The organism is Arenimonas sp., from assembly GCF_022842045.1.
In the GTDB taxonomy this organism is placed as follows: domain Bacteria; phylum Pseudomonadota; class Gammaproteobacteria; order Xanthomonadales; family Xanthomonadaceae; genus Arenimonas.
In genome coordinates this window covers 65,546-84,140 of sequence record NZ_JALHQI010000003.1, presented here as the reverse complement: position 1 = coordinate 84,140, position 18,595 = coordinate 65,546, and the positions used below count along the sequence as shown (strand labels likewise).

Genomic DNA, 18,595 nt, shown 5'->3' with positions numbered 1-18,595 from the left:
AGCAGCGGCGGGACGCGCGGCCCCAGCACATCGTGCGCGACGGCGGCGCGCAGCGCGGGCCACAGGTGCAGCGCGGCGGCCGCCAGCACTTCGGGATCGGCGCGCAGCGGCTGCAGCACGGCGAGCACGTGCACGGCCAGCGTTTCCTCGGGCGCATGCGGCAGCGTGGCCGCGGCGGCCTGCAGCGCGGACAGCAGCGGCGCCGGGGCAGCATGGCCGGCAAGCCAGTCGTGGAGGCGGGGAGTGGCGCGGGACGGCGTCAAGGCTAGAATCCGGGGGAGTCCCGCACAGTCTAACCAGCCAAGGAATCCCCGCCATGCGCCTTTTGCTTGCTTGCCTGCTATTGGTGGTGTCTTCGGTCCACGCCGCCGACACCGCGCCGCTGCGCCAGCGAATGTCGGAGGCGGAGTTCCGGGCCGCCGGCCTGCACAAACTCAGCGCCGAGGAACTGGCGCGCCTGGACGCCTGGCTGGCCGCCCGGGATGCGGCGCCTGCACCCGCCGCCGCGTCCGAAGACCGTCGCGGCCTGCGTCAGGTCGCGGCCGCCGACGACACCGACATCGTCTCGCGCATCCCCGGCAACTTCCGCGGCTGGAGCGCCCCGGGCGAGGTGATCACGCTGGAGAACGGCCAGCGCTGGCGCATCATCCAGGTCTCGGGCGCGCTGGCGGTGAACGTGGACAACCCCGTGGCTACCATCTCCCCGGCAGCCTTCGGTTCCTGGAGTCTGCGCATCGAGGGATTCAACGCTCGCGCCAAGGTCAGGCGGGTCGAGTAAGGGCCTCCAGCTGGCGCGCGAGGCGCTTGGCGGAGACCTGGCGCTTGGTGCCGAGCTCCTGCGCGAACACCGAGACCCGCAATTCCTCGAGGTCCCAGCGCAGCGCCTGCCAGGCCGGCTCGCGCTCGCGGCCGCTGCGGCGCGCGGCCAGCAGCGCATCGTGGAAGGGCTTGAGTTCTAGCATGCGGGCCTGGTCGCGCTGCGGGTCGCGCAGGGCGCGCTCGGCGCGCAGCGACAGGGCCTTGAGGTAGCGCGGGTACTCCGCCAGCAGGCCGGCCGGCGTGTCGCGCAGGAAGCCCGGCGGCACCAGGCCCGCCAGCTGCGCCTTCAGGTCATCGAGGTTGCCGCTGGCCCAGCCCAGCAGCGGCGACTCCAGCCGGGGCTTGATTTCGGCGACGCCGCCGAGGATGGCTTCAGCCAGCTGCAGGCGCGACATGGCCTCGGCGAACAGGCGCCTGCCGGCGGCGTCCAGCACGCGGCGGAAGGCATCGGCGTCGCGCACGCCGGCGAAGTCGCCCTCGAGCACGGCGTTCAGCGCGGCCTGCGCGAGATCGGTGCGCAGGTGTTCATGCGCGGGCGCCTGGCCCGGCGCCTGGGTGAAGCCTTCGATGGCGGCGTAAAGCAGTGCGAGCTTGGGCGACACCGGCAGCTGCTTGCGGGCCTGGCGCAGTTTGTCGGCCAGGGCGAGCGTGGCCAGGCGGCGGACACCCCCGTCGTGTTCGCGCGCGGCCTCCTGCGGGTCGGCGAACACGCTGAGGGCCACCGTCTCGCCCTGGTCCACCAGCGCCGGGTAGGCCGGCACGCCGGCGGCGCCGGGCACTTCGCGCGGCACCGGGGCGTCGGGGAAGGCGGTGAGGCCGTCGCGGGCCAGGTCTTCGCCGGCGCGCTCGGCGAAGGCGCGCTCGGCGTCGCTGCCGAAGCGGGCGCGGAGCTGCGCCAGGTCGCGCGACTGGGCCAGTACGCGGCCGTCGCGCTCGGCGAGCCGCAGGTTCATGCGCAGGTGGGCGTCGAGCGCAGCCTCGTCGAAATCGAGCGCCGTCACGGGTGCGCCGGTGGCGCGGGTGAGGAAGCGCGCGAGGCTGCCCGGAAGGCTGTCGGCTTCCGGCTTCGGGTGCGCCTCGGCGAAGGCGCGGGCGAAATCGGGCGCGGGTACGTAGTTGCGGCGCAGCGCCTTGGGCAAACCGCGGATCAACGCGGTGGCCTTTTCCTCCACCAGTCCCGGCACCAGCCAGCCCAGGCGCGTCGGGTCGAGCGCCATCAGCAGGTGCAGCGGCAGGTCGAGGGTGACGCCGTCCTCGGCGTGGCCGGGCTCGAAGCGGTAGTGGAGCGCCAGCCGTGCATCGCCCAGCGCGAAGTACTTCGGGAAGCGTTCGGCCTCGCTGCCCTCGCCCGGCAGCAGGTCGGCCAGCGACCATTCCAGCGATTTCTTCTGTTCGGGCGGCAGCTTGCCGTACCAGCTGTCGAGGCCGGCGACCGAGTTGAGCTCCGGCGGCAGGCGGTCGAGGTACCAGCGCGCCTGCCAGTCCTCGTCGGCGACCAGGCCGGCGCGGCGCAGCTTGGCCTCTTCCTCGCGCGCCTTCTCCAGCGTGGCGAGGTTGCGCTTCAGGAAGGGGCTGCGGGTGTCCACCTCGCCCGGCACCAGGCCCTGGCGCACGAAGATCTCGCGCGACTCGGCCGGGTACAGGCCGCCGTAGTGCACGGGCTTCTTCGGCGCGAGCACCAGGCCGAAGAGGGACACCTGCTCGCTGCCGATGACCCGGCCCTGGCGCCGCGACCAGTGCGGGTCGAAGTGCTTGCGCGCCAGCAGGTGCGGCAGCTCGGCGATCACCCAGTCGGGCTCGATGCGCGCCGCGGTCATGCCCCAGACCTTCTGCGTATCGAGCAGCGTTGCCACCAGCACCCACGCGGGCGGCAGCTTGCTCAGCGAAGACCCCGGGAACAGCGAGAACCTGCGCTGCCGCGGCGCGTCGTAAAGCCCCTTCTCGCTGCGATGCCCCACCTGCGTCGGCAACCCCGCAATCAAAGCCCGATGCAACAGCGAATCAAATGAACCAGGTTCATTTGCCCGGCGGGATGGCGGGCGCGGCGCCGAACCCTTCGCAGGCAAATGAACCTGGTTCATTTGGTTCGTCGCGGGCCACAGCTCCTCGCAGGCCAACAGCAGCTGGCGGTGCAGCTCGCGCCATTCGCGCATGCGCAGGAAGGCCAGGTACCGGCGCTCGCACCAGTCGCGGAGCTTGGACTGGGTGAGCTCCTCGTGGGCGGCGTGGTGGGCCTGCCAGAGCCTGAGGATGCCGAGGAACTCGGAGTTGGGGTCGGCGAACTCGGCGTGGGCGTTGTCGGCCTTTTCGCGGGCATCGGCGGGGCGCTCGCGCGGATCCTGGATGCCGAGGAAGGAGGTGATGACCGTCATGTCGGCCAGGCAGCCGAGGGACTGCGCCGCGACCAGCATGCGCGCCAGCTTCACGTCCACCGGCAGGCGCGCCATCTGGCGGCCGATGGCGGTTAGCTGGCGCTGTTCGTCCACGGCGCCCAGCTCCAGCAGCGTCTGCCAGCCATCGGCGATGGCGCGCGCATCGGGCGCATCGATGAAGGGGAAGTCCTCGACCCGGCCCAGGCCCAGCGTCAGCATCCGCAGGATCACGCCCGCCAGCGAGGCGCGCAGGATCTCGGGATCGGTGTAGCGTGGGCGGCCTTCGAAGTCGTCCTGCGAATAGAGGCGGTAGCAGACGCCGGCCGCGATGCGCCCGCAGCGGCCCTTGCGCTGGTCGGCGCTGGCCTGGCTCACGGGCTCGATGTGCAGGCGGTCGAGCTTGCCGCGCGGGCTGTAGCGCTTCACGCGCGCCACGCCCGGATCGATCACGTAGCGGATGCGCGGCACCGTGAGCGAGGTTTCGGCGACGTTGGTGGCCAGCACGATGCGGCGACCCGGGCCCGGGTTGAAGACCTTGTCCTGGTCCTTCACCGACAGCCGCGCGTACAGCGGGATCACTTCGGTACTGCGGTACTTGCGGCGGTTCAGCGCCGCGTGGGCGTCGCGGATCTCGCGTTCGCCGGGCAGGAAGACCAGCACGTCGCCCTGTGGGTCCTCGCGGGTAATCTCATCCGCCGCCGCAACGATCGCCTCCGCCAACGGGCGATCACGGGGAAGAACGGAGTCAGGTTCATTTTTCCGGCCCGGGCGCGGCGGCTTGGACGCAATCCCGCCGGAAAAGGGAACCTGACCCGGTCCTTCGCGTTCTTCCATCCCTTCGTCGTCGCCGGGCCGGTAGCGGACCTCGACCGGGAAACTGCGTCCCTCGACGCTCACCACGGGCGCCCCGTCGAAATGCTTCGCGAACCGCTCGGTATCGATGGTGGCCGAGGTGATCACCAGCTTCAGGTCCGGCCGCTTGCGCACCAGCTGCTTCAGGTAGCCGAGCAGGAAGTCGATGTTGAGGCTGCGCTCGTGCGCCTCGTCGACGATGATCGTGTCGTACTTCGACAGCCAGCGGTCGGACTGGATCTCGGCCAGCAGGATGCCGTCGGTCATGAACTTGACGTAGGTGTTGTCGCCCACGTTCTCGGTGAAGCGCACCTGGTAGCCGACCGCGCCGCCCATCGGCGACTGCAGCTCCTCGGCCACGCGCCGCGCGACCGCGCGCGCGGCGATCCGGCGCGGCTGGGTGCAGCCGATCATGCCGGCGCGGCCGCGGCCCGCGGCCAGGCAGATCTTGGGCAGCTGGGTGGTCTTGCCCGAACCGGTTTCGCCGGCGACGACCACTACCGGATGCTTGCGGATCAGCGCCACCAGCGCGTCCGCCTCGCGCGCCACCGGCAGGCTGTCGTCGAAGGTCGGCGCCGGGGCCTGTGCGTCGCGCTGTTCGCGCGCGGCGATGGAGGCGGCCAGCGCCTGCTCGTACGCGGCGCGGCGCGCGGCATCCTCCGGCGCCTTGCGCCACTGCCCCAGCAGGCGCAGCAGACGGCCACGGTCGCGCGTGAGCGCGGCGTGGTCGGGGAAGGCGGGAAGGGGCGGCGCGGAGGGCGTCATGGCCGCGTATTGTAGCGGCCACGGCCCCGGTTCATCCGCGCTAAACCCGCGCCGGCGTAGTATGGTCGGGTCCTAATGCGAAGGAGGAATGCCATGGCTTCCAAGAAACCCGCCGAGACCGCGTCGGGCGCGCCGAAGATCGACATCGGCATCGGCGAGAAGGACCGCAAGAAGATCGCCGGTGACCTCTCGCACTTCCTGGCCGACAGCTACACGCTCTACCTCAAGACACACAATTTCCACTGGAACGTGACGGGGCCGATGTTCAACACCCTGCACACCATGTTCATGACCCAGTACACCGAGGAATGGACCGCACTGGACGAGATCGCCGAGCGCATCCGCGCCCTGGGCTACATGGCGCCCGGCTCGTACGCCGAGTTCGTGCAGCTCTCCAGCATCAAGGAAGAGCAGGCCCCCGGCGCCCTGGACTGGCGTGAAATGGTCCGCCAGCTGGTGGTCGGCAACGAGGCCGTCTGCCGCACCGCGCGCAAGGTGATCAAGACCGCAGACGGTGCCGGCGACGACCCCTCGGTCGACCTCGCCACCCAGCGCCTGCAGGTGCACGAGAAGAACGCCTGGATGCTGCGTTCGCTGCTGGAGTGATCGCAGGCCCCGACGGGCGGTTTTCCGAAGCGGCGGTGGGGCAACCTGCCGCCGCTTCCACGTCCGGGGCCGGTAAACTGTCGCCATGACGACCCCTGCCCTCGACTTGCTCCGCCGCGTGTTCGGCTACGCCGAATTCCGCGGCGAACAGGCCGCGGTCGTCGAGCACCTGGTCGCCGGCAACGACTGCCTGGTGCTGATGCCCACCGGCGCCGGCAAGTCCCTGTGCTACCAGGTGCCTGCGCTGCTGCGCGAGGGCACCGGCATCGTCGTTTCGCCGCTGATCGCGCTCATGCAGGACCAAGTCGAGGCCCTGGAGCAGCTGGGCGTGCGCGCCGCCTTCCTGAATTCCTCGCTGTCGGGCGAGGCTGCCGCGGCGGTCGAAGCGCGCCTGCTGTCCGGCGACCTCGACCTGCTCTACGTCGCGCCCGAGCGCCTGCTGACCGACCGCTTCCTGCGCCTACTGGAGCGCACGCACATCGCGCTGTTCGCGATCGACGAAGCGCACTGCGTCTCGCAGTGGGGCCACGACTTCCGCCCGGAATACCGCGAGCTCAACCTGCTGCACGAACGCTGGCCGCAGGTGCCGCGCATCGCCCTCACCGCGACCGCCGACGCGCCCACCCGGCGCGAGATCGCCGAGCGCCTGGGCCTGGACGAGGCGCGCCAGTTCATCACCTCGTTCGACCGGCCCAACATCCGCTACCGGGTGCAGCTCAAGGACAACGCCCGGCGCCAGCTGCTCGACTTCCTGGGTGCGCACCGCGGCGACGCCGGCATCGTCTACTGCCTCTCGCGACGCAAGGTCGAGGAAACCGCGGAATTCCTGGCGGCCCAGGGCATCACCGCCCTGCCCTACCACGCCGGCCTCGACGCCGGCGTGCGCGCCGCCAACCAGCGCCGCTTCCTGCGCGAGGACGGCGTGGTGATGTGCGCCACCATCGCCTTCGGCATGGGCATCGACAAGCCCGACGTGCGCTTCGTGGCCCACCTGGACCTGCCCAAGTCGCTCGAGGGTTACTACCAGGAAACCGGCCGCGCCGGCCGCGACGGCGAGCCCGCCGAAGCCTGGCTCTGCTACGGCCTGGGCGACATGGTGATGCTGCGCCAGATGATCGAGAACTCCGAGGCCGGCGAGGAGCGCCGCTGGCTCGAGCGCCGCAAGCTCGACGTGCTGCTGGGCTACTGCGAATCCACCCGTTGCCGCCGCCAGACCCTGCTCGCCGCGTTCGGCGAGGATTACCCGCGGGCGTGCGGCAACTGCGACAACTGCCTCGAGCCCCCGCGCACCTGGGACGCCACCGTGGCGGCGCAGAAGGCCATGTCCTGCGTTTACCGCACCGGCCAGCGCTTCGGCGTCACCCACCTGGTGGACGTACTCACCGGGTCGGAGAACGAGCGCATCCGCCAGTTGGGCCACGACCAGCTGAGCACGTACGGCATCGGCACCGAGCTCGACGCGCGGCAATGGAAGGGCGTGTTCCGCCAGCTGGTGGCCATGGGCCTGCTGGAGGTGGACGTGGAAGGCCACGGCAGCCTGCGCCTCACCGAGGCCAGCCGGCCGGTGCTCAAGGGTGGCCAGTCCGTGCACCTGCGCGAAGAATCCGTTCGCAAGCGCGAGAAGGGCGCCCGCGCGCAGCGGGGCGGCGGCGCACCGGCCCCGGTGTCGCTGGACGCCGCCGACCAGCCGGTGTTCGAGGCCCTGCGCCAGCTGCGCGCCGACCTGGCCCGCGAACAGTCCGTGCCGGCTTACGTCATCTTCCACGACGCCACGCTGCGCGCCATCGCCGAGCGCCGCCCCGCCACGCTGGAGGCGCTGGGCCAGGTCAGCGGCGTCGGCGCCGCCAAGCTCGACCGCTATGGCGAGCAGGTGCTGGCCGCCCTGCGCGAGGCGGAAGCGGCCTGAGGCCGGTACCATGTGCCGTCCCCCAAGAAGCCCGAGCTCCATGACCCTCCGCATCCCGGCGCTGGCCGCCACCGCCCTCCTGCTCGCCCCGGCCTTGGCCCAGGCCGCCTGCCCGCCCCCCGCCGACAACGGCGAGGACCGCGCCACCTGGCTGCTGCGCTCGGACAACGACCTCTACGGCCGCGAGGGCCAGGACCAGGGCTACACCAACGGTTTCGTAGTCACCTACGTCTCGCCCAACATCGAGCGCTTCGATGCCGGGTGCTTGGCCGCGCCGGTGCGCCTGGCCGCCGGCACGCTGGGCTGGCTGGTGCCCGAGGGCGAACAGAACAACATCGTGCTCAGCTTCCAGCACGGCACCTACACGCCCACCGACGGCACCCGCAGCGACGTGATCCTCGACGACCGGCCCTACGCCGGCGTGGCGACGCTGGGCGTGGCGCTCAATGCGCGCAACGGCAACCGCCTCGGCACCACCCAGCTGCGCCTGGGCATGGTGGGCCCGTCCGCGCAGGCCAAATTCGGCCAGGACACGCTGCACCGCTGGTTCGGCCGCCCGCGTTTCCAGGGCTGGGACAACCAGGTGCGCGACGAAGTGGTGGTGCAGGTGGCGCACGAGCGCGCCTGGCGCCGCGACTTCGCCACCACCGACGGCGGCTGGCGCTGGGACGCGATCGGCCACGTCGGCGGCGCGGTCGGCAACCTGTCGTCCTACGCCAACGCCGGCGCCGAACTGCGCTTCGGCAAGCACCTGCCCGACGACTTCGGCTCGAACCCGCTGCGCATCGGCGGCGACAACAGCGCCCCCGGCACCCGCGACGAGAACGTCGAAGCCATCCGCTGGCACGGCTTCATCGCCCTCGACGGCCGCTGGGTCGGCAACGACATCGTCTTCGACGGCAACACCTCGAAGGACAGTCACTCGGTCGACCCGAAGGACGCCCTCGCCGACCTCGTCCTCGGCGTCGCCATCACCCGCGGCCCCTGGAAGTTCACCGCCACCCACGTCCGCCGCACCCGCGAATTCGAAGGCCAGGCCGAACTCCCCGCCTTCGGCACCCTCACCTTCTCCCGCGCCTTCTGATCAAGAGCGCAGCACCACCCCCACCGCATACCGCATGGAGGAAAGCCCCCTTGGTAAGGGGGCGCGCCGACAGGCGCGGGGATTGGGAGCGAGGATCGTGGGGTTCCTCAAATGCGAGTGCATTTGAGGAACATGGGCCGTGATGGATTCGAACCATCGACCAAAAGATTAAAAGTCTTCTGCTCTACCAACTGAGCTAACGGCCCATCGAGGCCCGGGCGCGGCTTGCCGGCGCTCGGGGCGGTGATTCTAACCCATCATTCGCGCGAGGCGTAGCGCGTGGGGTCGGGCAGGCCGGCGGCAGCGAAGCCTTCGGCGCGCAGGCGGCAGGCATCGCAGCGGCCGCAGGCGCGGCCGTCGGCGTCGGCCTGGTAGCACGACACCGTCGCCGCGAAATCGACGCCGAGGCGCGCGCCCTCGCGCGCGATGTCGGCCTTCGACATCCGCATCAGCGGCGCGTGCAGGCGCAGCGCATGGCCCTCGACGCCGGCCTTGGTGGCCAGGTTGGCCAGGCGCTCGAAGGCGGCGATGAACTCGGGGCGGCAGTCCGGGTAGCCGGAGTAATCGACCGCGTTCACGCCGCAGAACAGGTCGTCGGCACCCAGCACCTCGGCCCAGCCCAGCGCGATCGACAGCATGATGGTGTTGCGCGCCGGCACGTAGGTGACGGGGATGCCGGCGGCCGCGGCTTCGGGCACGGCAATGTCGGCCGTCAGCGCCGAGCCGCCGATGCTGCGCAGGTCCACGGTCACCACCTTGTGCTCGGCGCCGTGCAGCGCGGCGAGCGCGGCCGCGGCGGCCAGCTCGGACGTATGCCGCTGCCCGTACGACACGCTGAGCGCATGGCACAGGAACCCCTGCTCCCGCGCCATCGCCAACACGACCGCCGAGTCCATCCCGCCGGAAACCAGTACCACTGCCTTGCGCTGCTTCGTCGTCATTGCATGGACCAATTATCAGAATTCGAACGCGGATCAAGGCGGATGGACGCAGATAAGAGCGGATGAAGCGATTGAACGGAAAAGCAAGATCCACTCAAAACGTTCTTGCTCTATCCGCTTTGATCCGCGTCCATCCGCCTTGATCCGCGTTCAAACAGTGGAGCCTACCTACCCGGCGTATCGCCCCAGAGTACTTTGTGGAGCTGGAGTTGGAAGCGGACGGGAAGGCGGTCGGCGATGATCCAGTCGGCGAGGTCGCGCGGGGCGAGTTCGGCCTGGCTCGGCGAGAACAGCACGTCGCAGCGTTCGGCGATGGCGTGCTCGGCGACCATCGCGCGCGCCCACTCGTAGTCGGCACGGTCGCAGATCACGAACTTGACCTGGTCGTGCGCCGTCAGCAGCGGCAGGTTCGACAGCAGGTTGCGGTGCATCTCCTTCGAGCCCGGCGTCTTGAGGTCGACCACCCGGCTTACGCGCGGGTCGACCGGCGCGATGTCGATGGCACCGGACGTTTCCAGCGACACCTCGTAACCGGCGTCGCACAGCGCCTCGAGCAGTTTCAGGCAGCGCTTCTGCGCCAGCGGCTCGCCGCCGGTGACGCAGACGTGGCGGACGCCATGGCGGGCAACCTCGGCCAGGATGGTGTCGATTTCCCACCACTCGCCGCCGTGGAAGGCGTAGGCGGTATCGCAGTACTGGCAGCGCAGCGGGCAGCCGGTGAGGCGCACGAACACCGTGGGCCAGCCCACGGCGCGGGCCTCGCCCTGCACGGACAGGAAGATTTCGGTCAGGCGCAGGCGCTCGGCGGCCGGGGTTTCCATGGCGGGGGCCGGCGCGGGGCCGGGATCAGCGGTTTTCGAGGGCGAGCGTGCGCAGGCGGCTTTCGGCCTTGCCCGCGGCGTCGGTACCGGCGAAGCGCACGGACACCTGGCGCAGCGACTCCTCGCCCGCGGCGCGCTGGCCCAGGGCGATCTGGCAGTAGCCCAGCTTCAGCAGGGCGTCGGCTTCCTTGCGCGAACCCGCGTGCTGCGACAGCAGGGTCTGGAAGGCTTCCAGCGCGAGTTCGTAGTTCTGGGTGACGTAGTAGCTTTCGCCCAGCCAGTAGTAGGCGTTGGGCACCAGCGCGCTGGCGGGGTAGTCGCGCAGGAAGCGCTGGAAGAGGCGGGCGGATTCATCGGCCTCGAAGCGCTCGACCAGGGCATCGAGCGCGGCCTGGTAGGCGGCTTCCTCGGCGGCAGGGTCGGCGGCAGCCGGGGCAGTGGAAGGAGCCTGCGCGGCAGCGGCCGGCGCATTCGCGGGGGTGGCAGCCGGCGCGGCGGGCGCGGCGGCGGGATTCTGGGGTGACGCGGGGGTGGCCGGGGCGGCACCGCCTTCCAGGCGCGCGAGGCGGCCGTCGAGGTCGAGGTACTGCTGGCGGTTGGTCTGCTTCAGCTGCGCGATTTCGTTCTGCAGTGTCTCGAGCTGGTTGCGCAGCGACTGCACTTCGGACTGCAGCTGCACGATCCGGTTCTGCGCTTCGATGTTGCCCTGCACTGCCGCCTGGTTCTCGACGTTGGCCTTGTTCTCGAGCAGCGTGACGCGCTCGCCGAGGCTCAGTCGCTGGGCAGCGGCCGGGGTGGCGGCCACGAGGGCCGCCACCACGGTCACAACGCAAAGGATGCGCTGGCGTCCCATCGCTTACTTGGCGGTGTAGACGATTTCGACGCGACGGTTCTGCTGCCAGCAGGACTCGTTGGACTCGCCGCAGGTCGGACGCTCTTCGCCGTAGGACACGACGGTGAGCTGGCCGGCCGAACCACCCGCACCCTGCAGGGCGCCGGAGACGGCGTTGCCGCGGCGCTCGCCGAGGCCCAGGTTGTACTCGCGGGTACCGCGCTCGTCGGCATTGCCCTCGAGGGTGATGCGCGACTCCGGACGGTCGTTCAGGTACTTGGCGTGGCAGGCCATGATGGCCTGGAACTCCGGACGCAGGGTGTCCTGGTCGAAGTCGAAGTACACGGTGCGCTGGCGCAGGCAGGAATCGGTGTCCAGGTCGGCCGGGGTGTAGCGGCCGTCGGAAACCGGCTGGGTCACGGTCGGGGTCGTGTCGACGGTTTCTTCGACCGGCTTGGTCTTCTTGGTGCAGGCAGCCAGAGCCAGGGTGATGGAAGCGGCGAGCAGCACGCGGGTGGTCATGTTCATTGGGGAAGCCTCTTATTATTCGGATGCAGGGGTTGTAGCTGGATATATTTTCGGCCCGTCCTTGCTTATCTCTGCCTGAACGGTGACCAGGCGGGCTCCCGGACGTCACCATCGGCCAACACCAAACGCTGTCGCACACTGCCATCCGCAGACACTGCGAACAGCACTCCGCGCCTACCTTCCTTGGTTGCATAAAGCAGCATGCTGGCATTCGGGGCGAAGCTGGGCGACTCGTCCAGGTTGCCCGGCGACAGCGTCTGCCAACGCCCTGCCCCGCCAAAACTGCGGTCAAGAACGGCAATACGATAAACGTTTCCGGTGCCCTGCGCCATAGCTATCTTCTTGCCGTCAAAGGAAATACTCGCCTTTGCGTTGGAATCGCCCTGGAAGCTGAGGCGGGTCGCGTCACCGCCCGAGGCGGGCACCTGGTAGAGCTGGGGCTTGCCGGCCCGGTCCGAGGTGAAGACCAGGGACTGGCCGTCGGCCGACCAGACCGCCTCGGTATCGATGCCGTAGTGGCGGGTGACCTGGGTCAGCTGCTTGGTGGCCAGGTCCATCACGTAGATCTCGGGGTTGCCGGTCCGGGACAGGGTCAGGGCCAGGCGGCGGCCGTCCGGGGAGAAGGACGGGGCGCCGTTGATGCCCTTGAAGCTGGCCAGCACCTCGCGGGCGCCGGTGGTGATTTCCTGCACGTAGATGGTCGAATTGCCGCGCTCGAAGCTGACATAGGCCAGCTTGCGGCCGTCCGGGCTCCAGGCCGGGGACAGCAGCGGCTCGCGCGACTTCACCACCGTCTGCGGGTTGAAGCCGTCGGAATCGGCGATCATCAGGGCGTACTGGGTGTTGCCGCCCAGGCCGTTGGCGGTGACGTAGGCGATGCGGGTCCAGAAGGCGCCGCGGACGCCGAGGATCTTCTCGTACACCTGGTCGGCGATCTGGTGCGCCACGTCGCGCATGCCGCGGGCGCGGCCGCCGACGGCCAGGCCGAGCATGCGCTCCTGCTTGGCCACGTCGTACAGCTCGTACTCGACCCGGTAGCCGCCGTCGGCGTTGTCCAGCACGCGGCCAACCACGATGAAGTCCTGCTTGAGCACGCGCCAGGTCGGGAACTTGATCTCGCTGCCGCGGATCGGCTTCTCGATCACGTCCTGCTCGGACAGCGCGTTGAACTGGCCGGAGCGGTTGAGGTCGGCGCGGATGACCGCGGCGATGTCGGTATCGGGCGCCACGCTGGTGCCGAGGTACGGCATGGGCACGATCGTGATGGGCAGGGCGCCGTCGCGGCCCTGCACCATGCCGATGTCCAGGCCCTGGGCCTGGGCCGAGCCGAAGGGCAGCAGCAGCGCGAACGCCAGGAAAGTCAGTAAGCGTCTCATCGTGGGCAGGCCTCTTGGGGGTAGCAGAAAGTCAGGTCGATCTGGCGTCGGAACACGGGTTCGAAGCCGGCGTAGGGCATCGGCGAGCGGCGCAGGGCGCGTTCCACCGACTCCCGCGCCTGGGCGTCGAAGGGGCAGGACAGGAAGCTGATGTCGATCACTTCGCCGCCCGGGATCTGGGTGAAGCGCACCTTGCAGGCCGTGCTTTCCGGCGCCAGCGAGCGGTTCCAGTTCATCTCGGCGGTCTGCAGCATCGCCAGCGCGTAGCGCGCGGCCAGGTCGGTGTCGACGCCGTTGTTGCCGCCGGCGGGCTGGGCCGGCGCCGGGGCGGGCGCGGGCGCGGCCTCCCGGTCGGCGAGCTGGCGCAGGCGCTGCTCTTCCATCTTGGTGCGGCGCTCCGCTTCCTCGCGCTGCTTGCGGATCTCGGCCAGCTGGGCCAGCTGCTGCTCGCGCAGGCGCTGGCGGCGCTCGGCCTCTTCCTGCTTGCGCTCGCGCTCGGTGAGGTCGATCTGTTCCTGCCGGCGCTTGGCCTCCTGCTCCTCGCGCTCCTTGGCCTGCTCGCGCTCGAGCGCGAGGCGGGCCACCGCGTCCTGCTCGACCGGCGAGGGCTCGGGAATGCGCTCCTGCGGCGTCGGCTGGAGCTCGTCGGGCGCGTCCTGGGGCTGCGGCGCGGGCAGCGGCTGCGGCGGCGGCGCGGCTTCCACCGGGGGCGGCGGGGTGGGTTCGGGCTTGGGCGCCTCGGCGGCGCTCTGCCGGGCGGCCACCACGTCGGACGGTGAGACGACCAGCGAGGCCTCGACCACCGGCCCGGCCACCGAGATCACCTGCGGCGCGGGCTGCCACCAGCCGGCCACGAGCAGCAGCACCACCAGGCCGACGTGCATGGCAATGGCCATGCCGACGGACACCAGGGTGTCGTCGTAGTCCTTGTTGAGGCGGAGGACGTCAGCGTGCATTTTCCGGCGGCTGCCCCATCAGGCCCACGCGCGGCACGCCGGCCTGCTGCAGCAGCACCATGGTGTCGAAGACGGTGGAGTAATCGGCGTCGCGGGCGCCGGCGACGAACACCGGCACCTCCGGGTTGGCGCGCACGAAGGCCGCGACCTTGGCCTGCAGCTCGGTGGCGTCGATCGGCTCGTTGGCGCCGCCCTCGAGCTTGAGCGCGTAGGCGCCCTCGGCGGTGACCGAGACGATCACCGGCTCCTTCTGCTGCTCGATCGGCTTGGCGCGCGCCTGCGGCAGCTCGACGTCGACGCCGAGGCTGAGCAGCGGCGCGGTGACCATGAAGATGATCAGCAGCACCAGCATCACGTCGATGTAGGGCACGACGTTGATGTCGGCCTTGAGCTTGCGGCGCTTGCGGTGGCGGGTGATGGTGGCGGACATGGCGACAGCTCTCAACGTGTGGTCGGGGGAAACGGGGTTGCCCGCTTATTCCTCGACGTGGGACTGGCGCTGCAGGATCGAGGAAAACTCCTCGGCGAAGCTTTCGTAGCGCACCGAGATGCGCTCGACCTTGGTGGCGAAGCGGTTGTAGGCCCAGACCGCCGGGATCGCCACGAACAGGCCGATGGCGGTGGCGAACAGCGCCTCGGAGATGCCCGGCGCCACGGCGGCGATGGACGCACTCTGCTGCGTGGACAGGCCGTGCATGGTGACCATGATGCCGAACACAGTGCCGACCAGGCCGACGTAGGGCGCGGTGGAGCCGATGTTGGCCAGCAGCTCGAGGTTGTGCTCGAGGCGGTCGACCTCGCGGGCATAGGTGGCGCGCATCGCGCGCTGGGCACCCTCGAGCTGGGTGCGCGAATCCAGGCCCTTCTTCTGGCGCAGGCGCGCGTATTCGCGGAAGCCGGCCTCGAAGATCGCCTCCAGGCCGGAGACCACGCGGTTGCGGTCGGTGGCCGAGCGGTAGAGCTGGGTCAGGTCGACGCCGGACCAGAACCGGGTCTCGAACTCGTCGGCGTCGTCGGCGGCGCGGGCGAAGACGCGGTTCTTGCGGAAGATGATGACCCAGCTCAGCACCGAGCCCAGCACCAGCATCAGCACGATCAGCTGCACCGGCCAGCTGGCGTGCAGCATCAGCTGCAGGTAGTTGATGCCGGCGCCGCCGGCGGCCGCGGCCGCGTCCGTCGCGGCGGGCAACGCCTCGGTCGGGAGCTCGGTCACCGGGGCGGCGGCGAGGATCAGGGCGTTCGGGTGCGGCATCGTGGGTGCTCCGGGTTACGTGGAATCCGCGGCCAGCCATTCGGGCAGGGCACGCGGGCGGAAACTGGAAGCCACCAGGCAGGCTACGCGGACATCCGCGCGGACAAGGACCTGGTCGCCCCGGGTAATCGCCTGCCCGATCAACAGGCTGGCGTGGCGCCGCTCGGTGACGACGACGCTGGCCAGCAGTTCGTCATCGAGCCGGGCGGGTTGGTGGAAATCGAGCTGCATCGCGCGGACCACCAGCACCAGGTCCTCGCTTTCGCGCAGGCCCTGCTGCCCGATGCCCATCGCCCGGAGCCATTCGGTCCGGGCGCGTTCGAGGAACCGCACGTAGCTGGCGTGGTAAACCACCCCGCCAGCGTCGGTATCCTCCCAGTAAACCCTTATCGGGAAGCTGAACGGAACCGCCGTCATGGCTCGAACAGGTCGGGCGGGACGGCCTTGCGCGGGGGTTTGAGGCCGAGATGGGTGTAGGCCTTGTGGGTCACCATGCGGCCGCGGGCGGTGCGGACCAGGTAGCCCTGCTGGATCAGGTAGGGCTCGATCACGTCCTCGAGGGTGCCGCGCTCTTCGCTGAGGGCGGCGGCCAGGGACTCGACGCCGACCGGGCCACCGTCGAAGTTCTCGATGATCATGCCCAGCATGCGGCGGTCGAGGGTGTCGAAGCCCTCGGCGTCGACCTTCAGCATGGCCAGGGCCTCGTCGGCCACCGGGCGGGTGATGGTGCCGCCGGCGCGCACCTGGGCGAAGTCGCGCACGCGGCGCAGCAGGCGGTTGGCGATGCGCGGCGTGCCGCGGGCGCGGCGGGCGATCTCGCCGGCGCCGTCGGCGGCGCATTCGATGCCCAGGATGCTGGCCGAGCGGCGGACGATGCGCGTGAGCTCCTCGGCGCTGTAGAACTCCAGCCGCTGGACGATGCCGAAGCGGTCGCGCAGCGGGGCCGTGAGCAGGCCGGCGCGGGTGGTGGCGCCGATCAGGGTGAAGGGCGGCAGGTCGAGCTTGATCGAGCGGGCCGCGGGGCCTTCGCCGATCATGATGTCGATCTGGTAGTCCTCCATCGCCGGGTACAGCACCTCCTCGACCACGGGCGAGAGGCGGTGGATCTCGTCCACGAACAGCACGTCGTGCGGCTGCAGGTTGGTCAGCAGCGCGGCCAGGTCGCCGGCGCGCTCGATCACCGGGCCCGAGGTGGTGCGCAGGTTCACGCCCAGCTCGTTGGCGATGACGTGGCTGAGGGTGGTCTTGCCCAGGCCCGGCGGCCCGAAGATGAGCACGTGGTCCATGGCCTCGCCGCGGCCCTTGGCGGCCTCGATGGCGATCTTGAGCTGCTCGCGCACCGGCTGCTGGCCCAGGTAGTCGTCCAGGCGCTTGGGCCGGATGCTGGCCTCGGCCAGGTCGTCCTCGCGGGTGGCGGTGGGGGCGATGACGCGGGTGTCGTCCATGGGGGGGGATTATGGCAGTTCCGGTGGCGCGCGACCCCCTGCCGCAGTGGCTGGGAACAAGGAGTTAGTGATTAGGAGATAGAAGTTAGTGAGAGCCAAGAGCGATCCCACTAACTCCTGACTCCTGATCACTAACTCCTGCCTTCAGATGGTCACCTGCGTCCCCAGCTCCACCAGCCGGTTCCCGGGGATGTGGAAGAACTCCGTCGCGGGCGTCGCGTTGCGCGACATGAACAGGAACAGCTTGTCCCGCCACAGCGCCATGCCCTCCCCCGGCCGCGCCACCAGGGTCTCGCGGCTGGCGAAGTAGGTGGTTTCCATCACCTCGAAGGGCGGGCCCGGGATTCGCCACTGCTTCAGCGCCCGCGGCACGTTCGGATCCTCGAGGTAGCCGAAGCGCAGGGTCAGGCGCGCGAACCCGTGGCCCAGGTCCAGGTGCGCCACCCGCTCGGCCTCGTCGGCCCGCGGAACGCCGAGGATCTCCACGCTCAGCAGCACGTTGCGCTGGTGCAGCACCTTGTTGTGCTTGAGGTTGTGCAGCATCGCCGGCGGCATGAACTGGTTCGACGGCGTCAGGAACACCGCAGTGCCGGGCACGCGCAGCGGCGGATGCGCCACCAGGCTGGCCACGAATGTCTCGATCCGCAGGCTGTCCTTCTTCACCTGCGCATGCACCAGTTCGCGGCCGCGGCGCCAGCTGCGCATCAGCGCGAACGCCGCCACGCCGAGCGCCAGCGGGAACCACGCGCCTTCCACGAACTTGATGGCGTTGGCGGAGAAGAACGCCGCCTCGATCGCGAGGAACGCCAGCGCCAGCGGCCAGACCTGCCAGCCCGGCAGGCGCCAGCGCACCTTGGCCAGGATCAGCAGCAACAGCGTGCTGATGAACATGGTGCCGGTGACGGAAACGCCGTAGGCGATCGCCAGGTGGCTCGAACTGCCGAAGTACAGCACCACCGCGATCACGGCCAGCAGCATCGCCCGGTTCACCCAAGGCAGGTAGATCTGGCCCTCGCTGTGCGCCGAGGTGTGGATGATCTCCATGCGCGGCAGGTAGCCGAGCTGGATGGCCTGGCGAACCACCGAGAACGTGCCCGAGATCAGCGCCTGCGAGGCGATCACGGTGGCCAGCGTAGCCAGCACGATCATCGGGTAAAGCGCCCAGGATGGCACCAGCTCGTAGAACGGGTTCTGGACCTGTCCCGGATGGGAAAGGATGAAGGCGCCCTGCCCGAAGTAGTTCAGCACCAGCGCCGGCATGACCAGGCCGAGCCAGGCCAGGCGGATGGGGAACCGGCCGAAATGACCCATGTCGGCGTAAAGGGCTTCGCCGCCGGTGACGGCGAGCACGATCGCGCCCAGCGCCAGCCAGGCCACCACGCCGTGCTCGATGAAGAACCGGACCGCCCACGCCGGGTTCAGCGCGGAAAGCACGGCGGGATACTGCGCGATCTCGACCAGTCCCAGCAGCGCCAGGACCAGGAACCACACGCAGGTGATGGGCCCGAAGATCCGCCCGACGCGCTCGGTGCCGTACTTCTGCATCGAGAACAGCGAGACCAGCACCACGAAGGTGATGGGAAGCACGAAGCGCTTGAGCTCCGGCGCGGCCACTTCCAGGCCCTCCACCGCCGACAGCACGGAAATGGCCGGCGTGATGATGCCGTCGCCGAAGAACAGGGCGGTGCCGAAGACACCCAGGATGCCGACCGTGTAAGCCAGCGGCGCCGCGACCGGCAGGCTGCGCTGGACCAGGGCCGTCAACGCCAGGATGCCGCCCTCGCCCCGGTTGTCGGCGCGCATCAGGATGGCCACGTACTTGAGGGTGACCACCAGGACCAGGGACCAAAGGATCAGGGACAACACCCCGAGCACGTTCGCGGCGTCCGGGGCGATGCCGTAGTGCGGCCCGAACGCTTCCTTCAGCGTGTACAGCGGACTGGTGCCGATGTCGCCGAAGACGACGCCGACGGCGCCGACCACCAGTGGCCAGGTGCGCGGCGCCGTGGCGCCGTCGTGGGAGTGGGTTGTCATGGGAGG

At 70.0% G+C, this 18,595-nt stretch carries 17 protein-coding genes and 1 tRNA gene; 4 read left to right on the top strand and 14 right to left on the bottom strand.

The features are described from left to right. Positions 1–263 (bottom strand): hypothetical protein (locus tag Q0C12_RS01730; protein ID WP_290885326.1); only part of this gene is annotated, 263 nt, incomplete at its 3' end. Between the two features lie 53 nt (positions 264–316). Here Q0C12_RS01730 and Q0C12_RS01725 point away from each other — a divergent pair. Continuing rightward, positions 317–778: a hypothetical protein gene (locus Q0C12_RS01725; protein ID WP_290885323.1), complete on the top strand. Its 462-nt coding sequence runs from the start codon at positions 317–319 to the stop codon at positions 776–778. On the opposite strand, the gene hrpA is transcribed toward Q0C12_RS01725, so the two are convergent. Beyond that, positions 762–4,808: an ATP-dependent RNA helicase HrpA gene (gene hrpA, locus Q0C12_RS01720; protein WP_290885320.1), complete on the bottom strand. Its 4,047-nt coding sequence runs from the start codon at positions 4,806–4,808 to the stop codon at positions 762–764. The two genes, Q0C12_RS01725 and hrpA, sit on opposite strands and share 17 nt — an antisense overlap. Before the next feature lie 93 nt (positions 4,809–4,901). Here hrpA and Q0C12_RS01715 point away from each other — a divergent pair, with 93 nt between their 5' ends. From Q0C12_RS01715 to Q0C12_RS01705, 3 genes are all read left to right on the top strand, one after another. Beyond that, positions 4,902–5,414, top strand: a complete 513-nt coding sequence (locus Q0C12_RS01715; protein ID WP_290885317.1) for a Dps family protein — start codon at positions 4,902–4,904, stop codon at positions 5,412–5,414. Positions 5,415–5,499: 85 nt separating this feature from the next. Continuing rightward, positions 5,500–7,320 carry a DNA helicase RecQ gene (gene recQ / locus Q0C12_RS01710; protein WP_290885314.1) on the top strand — a complete coding sequence of 607 codons (1,821 nt, stop codon included), beginning with the start codon at positions 5,500–5,502 and terminating at the stop codon, positions 7,318–7,320. Between the two features lie 40 nt (positions 7,321–7,360). Further along, on the top strand, positions 7,361–8,404 hold the full coding sequence (locus Q0C12_RS01705; RefSeq protein WP_290885311.1) for a lipid A deacylase LpxR family protein: 1,044 nt from the start codon (positions 7,361–7,363) through the stop codon (positions 8,402–8,404). A 133-nt stretch (positions 8,405–8,537) separates the two neighbouring features. Here the strand turns inward: Q0C12_RS01705 and Q0C12_RS01700 are convergent. The 12 genes from Q0C12_RS01700 to Q0C12_RS01645 all read right to left on the bottom strand — a co-directional run bounded on the left by Q0C12_RS01700 (position 8,538) and on the right by Q0C12_RS01645 (position 18,589). Beyond that, a tRNA-Lys gene (locus tag Q0C12_RS01700) sits at positions 8,538–8,610 on the bottom strand. Positions 8,611–8,661: 51 nt separating this feature from the next. Then, a complete protein-coding gene (gene queC, locus Q0C12_RS01695) occupies positions 8,662–9,345 on the bottom strand; it encodes a 7-cyano-7-deazaguanine synthase QueC (protein WP_290885308.1) in 684 nt (227 codons plus the stop codon). A gap of 164 nt (positions 9,346–9,509) precedes the next feature. Then, positions 9,510–10,166 (bottom strand): 7-carboxy-7-deazaguanine synthase QueE, encoded by a 657-nt coding sequence (gene queE, locus Q0C12_RS01690; RefSeq protein ID WP_290885305.1) that lies wholly within the window; start codon positions 10,164–10,166, stop codon positions 9,510–9,512. A gap of 25 nt (positions 10,167–10,191) precedes the next feature. After that, a complete protein-coding gene (gene ybgF, locus Q0C12_RS01685) occupies positions 10,192–11,019 on the bottom strand; it encodes a tol-pal system protein YbgF (protein WP_290885302.1) in 828 nt (275 codons plus the stop codon). Between the two features lie 3 nt (positions 11,020–11,022). Then, entirely contained in the window at positions 11,023–11,526 is a 504-nt protein-coding gene (pal, locus tag Q0C12_RS01680) for a peptidoglycan-associated lipoprotein Pal (protein WP_290885299.1), read from the bottom strand. 65 nt (positions 11,527–11,591) lie between these two features. Continuing rightward, positions 11,592–12,902 (bottom strand): Tol-Pal system beta propeller repeat protein TolB, encoded by a 1,311-nt coding sequence (gene tolB, locus Q0C12_RS01675; RefSeq protein ID WP_290885296.1) that lies wholly within the window; start codon positions 12,900–12,902, stop codon positions 11,592–11,594. Next, positions 12,899–13,858 carry a protein TolA gene (locus Q0C12_RS01670; protein ID WP_290885294.1) on the bottom strand — a complete coding sequence of 320 codons (960 nt, stop codon included), beginning with the start codon at positions 13,856–13,858 and terminating at the stop codon, positions 12,899–12,901. Before Q0C12_RS01670 ends, tolB begins: the two co-directional genes overlap by 4 nt. Further along, a complete protein-coding gene (gene tolR, locus Q0C12_RS01665) occupies positions 13,848–14,288 on the bottom strand; it encodes a protein TolR (protein ID WP_034210867.1) in 441 nt (146 codons plus the stop codon). Before tolR ends, Q0C12_RS01670 begins: the two co-directional genes overlap by 11 nt. Before the next feature lie 45 nt (positions 14,289–14,333). After that, the gene (tolQ, locus tag Q0C12_RS01660; RefSeq protein ID WP_290885291.1) at positions 14,334–15,110 is read right to left on the bottom strand and encodes a protein TolQ; all 777 of its coding nucleotides are present in this window, start codon (positions 15,108–15,110) and stop codon (positions 14,334–14,336) included. Positions 15,111–15,125: 15 nt separating this feature from the next. Further along, positions 15,126–15,527 (bottom strand): tol-pal system-associated acyl-CoA thioesterase, encoded by a 402-nt coding sequence (gene ybgC / locus Q0C12_RS01655; RefSeq protein ID WP_290885288.1) that lies wholly within the window; start codon positions 15,525–15,527, stop codon positions 15,126–15,128. After that, positions 15,524–16,555, bottom strand: coding sequence for a Holliday junction branch migration DNA helicase RuvB (gene ruvB / locus Q0C12_RS01650; protein WP_290885285.1), 1,032 nt, complete (start codon positions 16,553–16,555; stop codon positions 15,524–15,526). The genes ybgC and ruvB overlap by 4 nt, the downstream gene beginning before the upstream one ends. A gap of 144 nt (positions 16,556–16,699) precedes the next feature. Next, the gene (locus tag Q0C12_RS01645; RefSeq protein ID WP_290885282.1) at positions 16,700–18,589 is read right to left on the bottom strand and encodes a potassium transporter Kup; all 1,890 of its coding nucleotides are present in this window, start codon (positions 18,587–18,589) and stop codon (positions 16,700–16,702) included. Positions 18,590–18,595: the final 6 nt, after the last annotated feature.